Origin of the sequence: Pseudobutyrivibrio sp. YE44, assembly GCF_900104335.1 — a bacterium.
Lineage (GTDB): Bacteria > Bacillota > Clostridia > Lachnospirales > Lachnospiraceae > Pseudobutyrivibrio.
In genome coordinates this window covers 1-12803 of sequence record NZ_FMXT01000007.1, presented here as the reverse complement: position 1 = coordinate 12803, position 12803 = coordinate 1, and the positions used below count along the sequence as shown (strand labels likewise).

13 protein-coding genes, 1 tRNA gene and 1 rRNA gene are annotated in these 12803 nt (G+C 39.1%); all 15 read left to right on the top strand.

Annotation, left to right across the window (positions count from 1 at the left end; translation table 11 throughout):
• The first annotated feature begins 9 nt into the window (after window positions 1-9).
• Window positions 10-375 (top strand): DUF1667 domain-containing protein, encoded by a 366-nt coding sequence (locus tag BLR54_RS10400; RefSeq protein ID WP_090420668.1) that lies wholly within the window; start codon window positions 10-12, stop codon window positions 373-375.
• Between the two features lie 162 nt (window positions 376-537).
• Complete coding sequence (locus BLR54_RS10395; RefSeq protein WP_090420665.1) at window positions 538-1596, top strand: DUF805 domain-containing protein; 1059 nt, start codon at window positions 538-540, stop codon at window positions 1594-1596.
• A 21-nt stretch (window positions 1597-1617) separates the two neighbouring features.
• Complete coding sequence (locus tag BLR54_RS10390; RefSeq protein WP_090420663.1) at window positions 1618-2664, top strand: acyltransferase family protein; 1047 nt, start codon at window positions 1618-1620, stop codon at window positions 2662-2664.
• Between the two features lie 130 nt (window positions 2665-2794).
• On the top strand, window positions 2795-4954 hold the full coding sequence (locus BLR54_RS10385) for a Tex family protein (RefSeq protein ID WP_090420660.1): 2160 nt from the start codon (window positions 2795-2797) through the stop codon (window positions 4952-4954).
• A gap of 346 nt (window positions 4955-5300) precedes the next feature.
• Window positions 5301-5804 carry a YcxB family protein gene (locus BLR54_RS10380; RefSeq protein WP_090420657.1) on the top strand — a complete coding sequence of 168 codons (504 nt, stop codon included), beginning with the start codon at window positions 5301-5303 and terminating at the stop codon, window positions 5802-5804.
• Window positions 5801-6232, top strand: coding sequence for a tRNA (adenosine(37)-N6)-threonylcarbamoyltransferase complex ATPase subunit type 1 TsaE (gene tsaE, locus BLR54_RS10375; protein WP_090420654.1), 432 nt, complete (start codon window positions 5801-5803; stop codon window positions 6230-6232). The genes BLR54_RS10380 and tsaE overlap by 4 nt, the downstream gene beginning before the upstream one ends.
• Window positions 6233-6246: 14 nt before the next feature.
• Window positions 6247-6966 carry a tRNA (adenosine(37)-N6)-threonylcarbamoyltransferase complex dimerization subunit type 1 TsaB gene (gene tsaB, locus BLR54_RS10370; protein ID WP_090420652.1) on the top strand — a complete coding sequence of 240 codons (720 nt, stop codon included), beginning with the start codon at window positions 6247-6249 and terminating at the stop codon, window positions 6964-6966.
• Window positions 6966-7424, top strand: coding sequence for a ribosomal protein S18-alanine N-acetyltransferase (gene rimI / locus BLR54_RS10365; protein WP_090420649.1), 459 nt, complete (start codon window positions 6966-6968; stop codon window positions 7422-7424). The genes tsaB and rimI overlap by 1 nt, the downstream gene beginning before the upstream one ends.
• Before the next feature lie 119 nt (window positions 7425-7543).
• Entirely contained in the window at window positions 7544-8455 is a 912-nt protein-coding gene (locus tag BLR54_RS10360) for a ribonuclease Z (RefSeq protein ID WP_090420645.1), read from the top strand.
• Between the two features lie 2 nt (window positions 8456-8457).
• Window positions 8458-9042: a DUF6715 family protein gene (locus BLR54_RS10355; RefSeq protein WP_090420642.1), complete on the top strand. Its 585-nt coding sequence runs from the start codon at window positions 8458-8460 to the stop codon at window positions 9040-9042.
• On the top strand, window positions 9032-10057 hold the full coding sequence (gene tsaD / locus BLR54_RS10350; RefSeq protein WP_090420640.1) for a tRNA (adenosine(37)-N6)-threonylcarbamoyltransferase complex transferase subunit TsaD: 1026 nt from the start codon (window positions 9032-9034) through the stop codon (window positions 10055-10057). Before BLR54_RS10355 ends, tsaD begins: the two co-directional genes overlap by 11 nt.
• A 55-nt stretch (window positions 10058-10112) precedes the next feature.
• On the top strand, window positions 10113-10805 hold the full coding sequence (gene ispD, locus BLR54_RS10345; protein WP_090420637.1) for a 2-C-methyl-D-erythritol 4-phosphate cytidylyltransferase: 693 nt from the start codon (window positions 10113-10115) through the stop codon (window positions 10803-10805).
• Between the two features lie 139 nt (window positions 10806-10944).
• A tRNA-Ser gene (locus BLR54_RS10340) sits at window positions 10945-11030 on the top strand.
• 146 nt (window positions 11031-11176) lie between these two features.
• Window positions 11177-12199 (top strand): threonine aldolase family protein, encoded by a 1023-nt coding sequence (locus tag BLR54_RS10335; protein WP_090420635.1) that lies wholly within the window; start codon window positions 11177-11179, stop codon window positions 12197-12199.
• A 444-nt stretch (window positions 12200-12643) separates the two neighbouring features.
• Window positions 12644-12803 (top strand): 16S ribosomal RNA (locus BLR54_RS10330); the annotation flags it as partial.

Sequence of the window (12803 nt, the reverse complement as noted above, 5' to 3'; positions counted from 1 at the left end):
GAAGATAAAATGGAAAAAAGAGAATTAACATGTATCGGCTGCCCAATGGGTTGTCAGATTACAGTAGAATTAGAAAATGGAGAGGTTACTTCTGTTACTGGTAACACCTGCAAAATAGGTGAGAACTATGCAAAAAACGAAGTAACTCATCCTGAGAGAACAGTTACATCAACAGCTGTTATTTTAGGTGGTGACAAGCCTCGCGTATCAGTAAAGACTAAGTCAAATATTCCAAAGGACAAAATCGCTGACGTTATGAAAGAGATTGATGCAGCAGTTATGAAAGCTCCAATTCATATTGGAGATGTGGTTGTAAAAGATGTTTGCGGAACTGGCGTAGACGTTGTTGCAACTAGAAATGTAGAAATAATATAAGAAAACAAAGCCTTCCCCTTGAGGGGAAGGGGCGGATGAGGTGTTTCCTAATACAGGAGACACCTCTTTTTTGTCGTTCGCCTCGGTTTACTTTATTACGGGGCATCTGTATAATGAAACAATCGGCTTTGTAATATATAAGCAAACGAAAAGGACAAAAACATGAAAAAATATTTTGATTATAGTAGCAGAATAAGAAGAAGAGAATTTTTTAAGGGAATGTTGGTCTTGTGGTTTGTTACCATTGGAATCAGACTTATGCATATTTATCTTTTTGAATATAATTACAATATTTTGGTATATATGCTTTATTTCATTGTGGGACTTTCGTCTTTATCTTTTCAGGTTAGAAGACTCCATGATATAGGAATGAAAGGGTGGATAGCTCTTTTCCCATGTATAACAATTACATTGCTTATGCCAAGTGATGAATGGGGTGGTATTTTAACAAGCCTTTTGAGCGCTTATTGTGCGTGCATGATTTATCTTTTTGTTCGTGATTCATCACCATTGTCTAATGAGTATGGCGATAGTCCTAAGCCACTAGAAGGTAATGATATAATTCTTGCAGAGATAAATAACAGAAAAATGATAAACATTGTTATGGCGCTTCTTTTTGTTACTAAAATATTAGTAATGATTGGATATGCTATATGGTTTGATATAACAAGCCCATTGGGTGTTTCAGTTATGAGACTTAGCGATGTTCCGTTATACATTCTTGCAAGTATTTCTTTTATCTTCATAATGTTTGACTTTACAAGGAATCAGAAATTTACAATAATCGGAGCGGGATTATCACTTTTGGATATTCCTGCATATATTATTGGGATAATGAGAGCTACTAATAACGAACCATTAAAGTATTTAAAAGTAGGTCAAATCCTATTCATGATGATTAGGGATAGCGCACCCATTATTCTCGGTGCTCTTATAATTATTGTGGTTGTAAGTGCCCGTAAGGAAAAAAAGATTCCTGCAAAAGTATTTTTTGTTTTGTATTTTGTTCCATTTATCTGGGGTATAATCTTTTCAATAATTGGTGGAAATAATGACCCGTTCTTTGTTGGTTCTGCATATGAAACTTTCATTCATACTATGCGTCAAGAGTGTATTACTATTTATTGTAGTAAATTTGTAAGAGCAATTGCGTTAATTGTAATATATAATAGAATAAAGCTGTCAGAAGCTTTACATGAAAATAATCAGTTTGCAGCATAAGCAAACAACAAGGAGAATTTTATGAAAAAGCGAATCATCGGCCTTGATATCTTACGAGATATCGGTGTTGTCTTTATATTTTTCTACCACTTTTTTGTGGAATATACTATCTCTGGAAACGGCCCAGATCCTTCCATAAATGGATACACCTATTTCTTTAATATTTTAGCCCGTCCAGCCAGTCTGTTTTTGTTTATAATTTCTGGCTATGCACTTATGTACAATCACGAGGATGAAATCTCTCTGGTGAAGTATTATAAGCGTCGTTTTAAAGGGCTTTTTATTCCATTTTACGTAGCATACACCATTATGTTTTTAATTTGCTTCTTAGTAAATGGAGAGGTTGTTGGACATAGCCTTCCTATCAGCAGATTCATTCTTACTTTGATTGGTATGGATGGAGTTACACAGCTTGTGGTTTTTAACTTTTATTTGATTGGCGAGTGGTTTATGTCTTGCATCGTCATATGCTATTTGCTGTTTCCACTTTTAGCCAAGCTTCTTAAAAAGTTTAAATATATTACGCTTGCTGCTATGATGGCTTGGTATGTATATCTTCTTTACATTCACAACCCATTTGCTTTTACACAGCTGATGAACCCACTTTTTGTAATGGTTTATTTCTACATTGGAATGTTTCTTCATGAAGTTTTCGGTGAAAAGGCAGTTCCAAAAGCATTTAAGAATACTTGTGCAGTTTTGTCAGTATTGATATTTGTATATTTCATCCTTATAGGATTTGTTCCTAGCATGGCATTTCTTAAGCTTGGTCAAGAACAAAGCGAGATTATTTATTTTGTTATTAGCATGACAATGTTAATAGCATTAAGAGATGTGGAAATCTCACCTGAAAAGAACAGCTATAAGTTTATAACTTACCTTTCGGGAATAAGCTGGTTCATAATCTTAACTCATCACAGAATAATGATTTTATTCTATTCAAAGATGAATATACAAAATTTTGCCCATCGAGAAATCTTCGCATTGATGCTCGTATGCATGGCTTGTACATGGATTGCGTCAATCATCGTCCGCGACTTGTCATCGAAATTGAAGAAGTTGTTATAATTAAAGTTTAAAAATAGCATGTAGCCATCAAGCTCATAGATTTCTTAAGCGAAGCTTTCTATAGCTGAGTGTAGAAATCTATGGCTTGTAGGCGTAACATGCGAGTCACTAAAGTTAGGAGTGTTACAACATGGATATTACTAAACAGATAGCATCAGAATTACAGGTTAGACCTGCCCAGGTTGAGGCAGCCGTTAATTTGTTAGATGAGGGCAACACTGTCCCATTTATTTCACGATACAGAAAGGAAGCCACTGGCGGTCTTAACGACGAACAGCTACGTGCACTTTCAGAGCGATTAACGTATTTACGAAATCTGGAAGATAAGAAGGCAACCTGTCTTGCATCAATTGAAGAGCAGGGGCTTCTTACAGAAGAACTTAGGAAAGCTATTCTTGAGGCAACAACTCAGGTGGCAGTAGATGATTTATATCGCCCATATCGTCCTAAGCGTCGTACTCGTGCAACTATCGCCAAGGAAAAAGGCTTGGAGCCACTTGCAAATATCATCATCCTTCAGATGACAGATAAGTCTCTTGAGGAAGAGGCAAAAGCTTTTATTAACGAGGAAAAGGAAGTTAATACTCCACAGGAAGCAATCGCTGGCGCGTGTGACATCATCGCTGAAAGCATTTCTGATGACGCTGATTATCGTACATGGATTAGAGAGAAGACTTTCAAAAACGGTCGTATAGTATCAAAAGCGAAAGATGCTGAGGCAGAATCAGTTTATGAGAATTACTACGACTATGATGAGGCTATTGCAAAGCTGCCAGGTCACAGAATTCTTGCTCTTAATCGTGGTGAAAAGGAGAAGATTCTCAAGGTGAGCATTGAGGCTCCAGTTGAGGATATCCTTAATTATCTCCAGAAGAAAATAATTAGCCGTGATAACGTAAATACGAATCAGGTACTTCTTGATACAATTGAAGATGCATACACAAGACTAATTGCACCTTCCATCGAAAATGAAATCAGAAACAATCTTACTGAGATGGCAGAGGATGGAGCTATCAAAGTATTCGGTAAGAACCTTACCCAGCTACTTATGCAGCCTCCAATTGCCGGTCGCAACGTACTTGGCTGGGATCCAGCTTTCAGAACCGGATGCAAGATTGCAGTTGTTGATGCTACAGGAAAGGTTCTTGATACCACAGTAGTTTATCCTACAGCTCCACAGAACAAGGTTGAGGAAACAAAGAAGGTTATCAAAACTCTTATTAAGAAGCACAATGTATCACTTATCTCTCTTGGTAATGGAACAGCCAGCCGTGAATCAGAGCAGATTATTGTGGATATGCTTAAAGAGATTCCTGAAAAGGTTGAGTATATTATTGTAAATGAGGCGGGGGCTTCAGTTTATTCTGCCAGCAAGCTTGCTACAGAAGAGTTCCCTAACTTTGATGTTGGACAGCGTTCAGCCACTTCCATGGCCCGTCGTCTCCAGGATCCACTTGCAGAGCTTGTAAAGATTGATCCAAAGTCTGTAGGTGTTGGTCAGTACCAGCATGATATGAATCAGAAGAAGCTTGATGAGACTCTTGCAGGTGTAGTAGAGGATTGTGTTAACGCAGTTGGTGTTGATTTGAACACTGCTTCAGCATCTCTTCTTGAATATGTTTCAGGCATTAACAAGACTCTTGCGAAGAATATTGTTGAGTACCGTGAATCAAATGGTAGATTTAATTCTAGAACAGAGCTTAAGAAGGTTCCAAAACTTGGACCAAAGGCTTTTGAGCAGTGTGCTGGATTTATGCGTATAACTGGAGGTAAGAACCCTCTTGATGCCACAGCAGTTCATCCAGAAAGCTATGACGCTGCTAAGGCGCTTCTTGAAAAGCTTGGTTTTGATACTAAGGATATTGCTGCCGGCACTTTAAAGGATATCCACAAGAGTATTTCTAATATAAAGGCTTTGTCCACAGAACTTGGTGTTGGTGAGATGACCCTTGAAGATATTGTAAAAGAGCTTGAAAAACCAGGCCGTGATCCTCGTGAGGATATGCCAAAGCCTATTCTTAAGAGCGATGTTCTTGAGATGAAAGATCTTAAGCCAGGTATGCAGCTTAAAGGTACTGTTAGAAATGTAATCGACTTTGGTGCTTTCATAGATATCGGCGTTCACCAGGATGGCCTTGTCCACATCTCTCAGATGACAGACCGTTACATCAAACATCCTCTGGAAGTTGTTTCTGTAGGGGATATTGTTGATGTTGAGGTTCTTTCTGTGGACGAAAAGAAAGGCAGAATAGCTCTTACCATGAAACTTAACAAGAATAAGCAAGCTTAAAGGTTTAAGTTTTCCTATACAGTTGTGACTATCACAAATTGTCACATTCTTACAAAATAATACTCTAAGGCCCACCTGCTGTTGACAATAATCACTATAATACCTATACTTTCAATTAGTGAAGAAAAGTAACAGAAAGTGTGCTTTTTAGGAGAAATGGATTGATAGTGAGTCGTTAGGGGTTTCGACTCACTATTTTTTTGTCCAAAAGCCTTCCCCTTGAGGGGAAGGTGGCTGCGTAGCAGACGGATGAGGTGTCTTTTTTGCGAATGTATGCTGAATAGAAACTTTGTGATTATAATCTATATATGTTAGAATAAAGAAAAATAGGGAGATTGCGTGCATTATGGAAAACATTAGCTTTGATATCAAAATCAAAGAGGAGGATTTATACAAATTCAACCTGCATCATGCCTACAGGTCTAGTCAGGGTATAGTGTCTATTTTGTTGGGCGTGCTATTGCTTGCTATATGGGCACTTAGATTATCTACCCTTTCGATGATTTATAAATGCTTATATCCTGTTTTTGCATTGGTAATTATGGTTTATATCCCTATGAGCCTTAAGCTTAGGGTTAAGAATCAAATGACCCAGGAAGTGTTTATGCACCCTCTTCATTATGAGCTTACAGAACGAGGCCTTGTTATTTCATCGCCTACAACAGACGAGCCAGCAGAGCTTCCATGGGAATATATTTACAAGGTTTCCACTTGGAAGAAATATCTTCTTATATACAGCAACAGGGTAAATGCCTACATCATTCCTAAAGAGGACATTATCGATGTGTATGAGCCAGCTGTTGCATACATCAAAAATCACGTAGAGGATTATAAAATACAAATAAAATGATTGAGATAATAGAAACTAATTCACCAGAAGAAACAGATGCAATAGGACGCAAGCTTGCTTCCCAGGCAGAGCCTGGCCAAGTCTTCACCTTAATCGGAGATTTAGGCGTTGGAAAAACCGTTTTTACTCAGGGTTTTGCATCAGGTCTAAACATTGATGAGCCTATTTGCAGCCCAACCTTCACTATCGTTCAGGTATACGACAGTGGTAGACTTCCCTTTTATCATTTCGATGTATATCGAATCGGTGATGTAGAGGAAATGGACGAAATCGGTTACGAGGATTATGTATATGGAGATGGTGTGTCCTTAATAGAATGGGCAAACCTTATAGAAGAAATTCTCCCAGATCATTACACTAGAATCACCATTGAAAAGGATTTGGAGAAGGGCTTCGATTATCGAAAAATTACAATAGAACAAATATAGGAAAAATCAGTTATATGAAGATTTTAGGAATAGATGGCTCAGGCTTAGTCGCTTCAGTAGCCATTGTAGAAGATGATAATTTAATTGGTGAATACACCACAGGTTATAAAAAAACTCATTCACAGACTTTACTGCCAATGTTGGATGAGTTGAAAAAGATGGTAGAGCTTGATTTAAATTCGATTGATGCTATAGCAGTTGCCGCAGGTCCAGGCTCCTTTACTGGTCTTCGAATTGCGTCAGCAACAGCAAAAGGGTTGGGGCTTTCTTTGGGATGTCCGATAGTTTCAGTGCCTACTGTGGATGCTTTGGCCTACAATCTTTGGGGTCAGGAAACAATCATTTGCCCAATAATGGATGCTAGACGAGGTCAGGTCTACACTGGTCTTTATTCTTTTGAGTCGAATGGCGATTTTAAGGTTGTTCAGCCACAGTGTGCTGTTGATTTTAATGAGATAGCTGAAGCAATTAATACAAATGGTCAGCCAGTCACCTTCCTTGGTGATGGGGTTCCGGTGTTCAAGGATAAGATATCTGAAATTGTTAAGGTTCCATACAAATTTGCACCTGCACATCTCAATCGTCAACACGCGTCGTCAGTTGCTGCGCTTGGTGCAATTTACTATGCAAATGGTGATTGTGAGCCAGCAGCAGATCATCGTCCAGAGTATCTTAGACTGTCCCAGGCAGAGCGGGAGCGTATGGAACAGATGAAAAAGGAAGGAAAAGCTTAATGGCTTTATCATATAGATTTGCTAAGGAAAACGATTTGCAAGCTATATTTCATATGGAACAGGCTTCAATGAACAGTCCTTGGTCTCTTAAATCCTACGAAGAGGCCTTCGAATCTGATTATTCTATGATTCTTGTTGCAGAACAAGATGGTCAGCTTGCAGGTTTTTCGGTTTTTTACCTTACTCCACCAGAGGCAGAGCTTCCAGATATAGTCGTTGACGAGGCTTTTCGTGGTAATGGTGTAGGGCGCTTTCTCTTAGAAAAATCTATAGAGGAATTAAGAAAAAAAGATGTTGAAACAATCTTTTTGGAAGTTCGTGTTTCCAATATTCCTGCACGCACTCTATACGAACACCTAGGCTTTGAGCAGATTGGCGTTCGTAAATACTTCTACAATGATCCTGTGGAAGACGCAATATGTATGCGTGCAGATATAAAAGTAGATTTTAAAAACTAGAAGTAGGCAGTAGTAAACAAGCTATTGTATTACTCAAGCGAAACATTCTCGTGGAGCGGAGTAATATTATGCTTGTCAGTGTAACTGCCGATAAATAGACCTTGATGAAAGGATTATAGATGTTAGATGTTTGTTTATTAGGCACTGCGGGTATGATGCCACTTCCAAATAGATGGCTTACTTCGTGCCTATTTAGATTTAATGGTGAGGGTCTACTTGTGGATTGTGGTGAAGGAACACAGGTGGCTTTACGTGAAGCAGGATTTTCCCCAAACCCAATCTCGATTATCTGTATAACTCATTTTCATGCAGATCATATTAGCGGTTTGCCAGGCTTGCTTTTATCAATGGGAAATTCCGATAGAACAGAGCCAATCACCATCGTTGGACCTAAAGGCGTAGAACGAGTTGTTAATTCCCTTAGAGTTATTGCTCCAGAGCTACCCTTTGAAATTATTTTTCACGAGATTAATGGAGCTGATGAGAGGTTTGAACTTTTAGGCTATCATATCCATGCTTTTAGAGTTAATCACAATGTTTTATGTTATGGTTACACAATAGACATTCCTAGAAAAGGAAGATTCGACGTTGAGGCTGCAAAAGGACTAGGCCTTCCTGTAAATCTTTGGAACCCTCTTCAAAAGGGTAATGATGTAGAGTTCGAAGGAAAGACCTACACTCCTGAAATGGTAATGGGAGCAGCAAGACGAGGAATAAAGGTTACATATTGTACCGACACTCGCCCAACCAAATCTTTAGTGGAGGCAGCCACCGAGTCAGATCTTTTAATCTGCGAGGGTATGTACGCAGAAGAAGAAAAGCTTGTTAAAGCAAAACAGAATAAACATATGACCTTCTATGAAGCAGCTCAGGTTGCTAAGGATGCAAAGGTTAAAGAGCTTTGGCTCACACACTTTTCACCTTCTATGACAGGTCATAAAAGATATATGAAAGCAGTTTGTGATATTTTCCCGCAGTCATATTTAGGGGAGGACGGCAAGTTTTTAGAACTTGATTTTGCGGAGGAGTAATTATGAAAAAGGTGCTGCGAATTACAATAGCGGTAATATGTATGGTCACTCTTGTGGTGGGATACTATGCCTATCTATCAAAGAAGAATGCAGCTGCGCAGGCTGAACAACAGGTAGAGTTGTCTGAAGTTCAAGCCATTATCTCCAAAAATTTTACGAAGGATTATCCGGCTACACCTCGTGCTGTAGTCAAATGGTATAATCGAATAATTACTGCCTACTATTCAGAGGACTACGATCAGAAAGAACTTGAACAGATGGCGGATCAAGCAAGGTTTCTTATGGATGATGAACTTTTGCAATACAATCCAAGAGATACATATCTTGCCTCTCTTAATTTGGAAATTACAGACTATAAGAATCGCAACAGGACTATCGTTTCCAGCACTATTAGCGATTCTAAAGAAGTTCAATACAAGACAGTTAACGGTTATGAATGTGCATTCCTCACCTGTAACTATTTCGTTAGAGAAGGAAGTAGCTATGATAGAACTTACGAGGATTTCTGTCTTCGTAAAGATTCCAATGGCAATTGGAAAATTCTTACCTGGCGACTGTCTACAAAGGATGAAATAAATGGATACTAAAGAAATAAAAATACTTGCAATCGAAAGCTCTTGCGACGAAACAGCTGTGGCTGTGGTTGTAAATGGAAGAGACGTTAGAAGTAATGTAATATCTACTCAGATTCCACTCCATACTCTTTATGGCGGAGTTGTTCCTGAAATCGCTTCTCGTAAACATATAGAAAGAATTAATCAAGTAATTGAACAAGCTCTTGATGAAGCTGACATGGGGCTTGAAGATATGGATGCAATTGCTGTTACCTATGGCCCTGGCCTTGTGGGAGCCTTGTTGGTTGGCGTTGCTGAGGCTAAGGCTATTGCATTTGCAACAGAAAAGCCTCTTATTGGTGTACATCACATCGAAGGCCATATCAGCGCCAACTATATCGAAAATAAGGATTTAGAGCCACCATTTTTATGCCTAGTGGTTTCTGGAGGGCACACACATCTTGTTCGTGTTGCAGGCTATGGTGAGTACGAAATTCTTGGACGTACTAGAGATGATGCAGCAGGTGAAGCCTTTGACAAGGTGGCTCGTGCAATTGGCTTAGGATATCCAGGCGGTCCTAAAATCGAAAAGGCTGCTCATGAAGGAAATCCTCAGGCTATACAGTTTACACGACCAAAGGTATCTGATGGAGTATATGATTTCTCTTTCAGTGGCTTGAAATCTCAGGTCCTTAATTATATAAATGGTGCACAAATGAAGGGCGAAACAATTAACGAAGCTGATGTCGCAGCATCCTTCCAGCAGACAGTTATAGATACTCTTTGTGAGCATGCAGCTATGGCTATAGATGAGTTTAAAATGGATAAATTTGCCATTGCAGGTGGCGTTGCCTCAAACCAGACTCTTAGAGCTGCTATGGAGAAAATGTGTGAAGAAAAGGGTGTTAAATTCTATCATCCTTCTCCAATACTGTGCACCGATAATGGCGCAATGATTGGAGCAGCTGCTTATTATGAGTATCTAGCAGGTCGTCGCGATAGCTGGGATTTAAATGCTATACCAAACCTTAAATTGGGAGAAAGATAATTAAAGGCTTTTCATTGAGGAGAAGCTGTCACCGAAGGTGACTGATGAGGTGTTTATGAATAAATTTACAGCAATAGTTCTTGCGGCAGGTAGTGGCAAGCGTATGCAGCAGGAAGTCCCAAAGCAATATATGAACATTGGTGGAGCTCCTTTGATGGTTCACTGCTTACGTACCTTTCAGGAAAGCAAATGTACACAAATCGTTTTGGTGGTAGCTCCTGGTGATGTAGAAAAGTGTCGCAAAGAGATTATAGAGCGATATCATATTGATAAGTGTATAGCTATTGTTGAAGGAGGCGAGGAGCGCTACAACTCTGTCTATGCCGGCCTTCAAGCAATAAATGATGGTTATGTGTTGATTCATGACTGTGCCAGAGCATTTGTTTCTATAGATATTATTCATAGATGTATGTCTGCAGTTGCTCTTTATGAGTCTTGCGTTGTAGGTATGCCTTCTAAGGATACAGTGAAGCTTACAGATGATCACCGCAAGGTATTAGATACCCCAGACAGAAGTAACGTATGGATTGTACAGACTCCACAATGCTTTGAATACAATCTTATTCGCTCTGCCTATGACAAGATTATTGCTGATGCAGATACATCAATTACTGACGATGCAATGATTGTTGAGAAGGTTACTGATCATGATGTACATATGATAGAAGGATCCTATATCAATATTAAAGTTACCACCCCAGAAGATGCTGCCTTTGGAGAAGCTATTTTAAGAGGAAAACGACAGTAGATTATTTGTCGTTAACTCTTAGAAAAATGGCTTTTGTCGCAATTTTCTGAATTCAAGATTTTTAGAAAAAACTTCCAGGATTTCTGTTGACATATAGGTGGTCGGATGGTATTATACTATTCGTGTCCAAGTGATACATGCAGAGGTATCGAAGTGGTCATAACGAGGCGGTCTTGAAAACCGTTTGTCCGCAAGGGCGCGTGGGTTCGAATCCCACCCTCTGCGTTAACATAGGCAATCGCGAAAGCGGTTGCCTGTTTTTGTATATTCACATATATATAAATATAGATTCAGGATTATGACTATATGTATGTCAGATGGAAGCTATAACGTTTAAAAATGTTAGTAAAGTAAAGCGGTAGGAGGTTGTTATGCTGTATTTTTCTTGCGATTATGCTGAGGGTTGTCATCCTAAGGTACTTGAAGCTATAAATAAGACTAACATGGTATCTACACCAGGTTACGGTCAGGATGATTTTTGTGAAAGCGCAAAAGAAAAGATTCGAAAATATATCAATTGTCCCGATGCGGACATTTACTTCTTAGTAGGTGGAACACAGACTAACCAAGTGGTTATCGATTCAATGCTTTCTAACTATGATGGAGTTGTGGCTGCATTCACCGGTCATATAGCTGTCCATGAGGCTGGTGCAATAGAGTATAGCGGACACAAAGTTATAGCATTGCCTGCTCATGAGGGAAAACTTGATGCTGCTGAGCTAAAGCAGATGCTTGAGGATCATTATGCAGATGACAGTGCGGAGCATATGGTTAATCCTGGAATGGTATATATTTCATATCCGACAGAGTATGGTACCTTATATTCTAGACAGGAGTTAGAAGCTATTTCTTCCATATGTAAGGAGTATGAAATTCCTTTGTTTATAGATGGTGCTCGCCTTGCATATGGATTGGCTGCTCAGGATGATTTAACTATGGCGGATATAGCTGCCTATGCTGACGTATTTTATATTGGTGGAACAAAGGTTGGTGCGCTCTTTGGTGAGGCTGTTGTTTTTACAAAGGGCAACACTCCAAAGCATATGATTACCCAGATAAAGCAACACGGTGCGCTTCTTGCTAAGGGAAGACTTCTTGGAGTGCAATTTGGGGCAATGTTTACAGACAATCTCTATATGGAGATGGGACGTCATGCAATTAAACAAGCTTCTATAATAAGGGATGACCTAAAAAAGAAGGGTTATCAGCTCTATATGGAAAACCCTACCAATCAAATCTTTGTAGTAATGGATAATCAGGCCCTAAAAAGCTTCGGTGAAAAGGTGGCTTATGGCATCTGGGAAAAGTATGATGATAGCCATACTGTAATAAGAATTGCTACTAGTTGGGCGACCTCTGATGAGGCAGTTTCGGAGCTCAAAAAAATATTATGATTTTTTTGAGAAATTTGTTGACAGAAACCAGTCACGATGCTATTATAAACAAGCTGTCGCGTGAGCGAGAAACACTTGTAAAAACTTGTGTTAGCTTCACAAAAAGACAGTCAAAAAATTAGTAAAAAGTGCTTGACAAAATGTTGCTCACTTGATACTATATACAAGCTGACTCGAAAGGGCGAAGCGCTTGATTTTCCTAAGAAAGTCAAGAAAAAATAATTTAAAAAGTTGTTGACAAAGATAGCTTCTCATGATAATATATACGAGTTGCTGCTGAGAGCAACAACAAAGCGAAGATTGATAACTGAACAGTGAAACAAACCTTGAATTAATACAAGTTTTAAAACATGTATCCTTGAAATTCATTTAGTTTCTAGACGAAACAATACAAACCTTTATTAGTAAACAAGTCAGTTTTATACTGATTCGGAATTAAACTTTTAACATGAGAGTTTGATCCTGGCTCAGGATGAACGCTGGCGGCGTGCTTAACACATGCAAGTCGAACGAAGCAATTTTCCACGATCCCTTCGGGGTGACGGATTATTGACTGAGTGGCGGACGGGTGAGTAACGCGTGGGTAACCTACCTTGTACAGGGG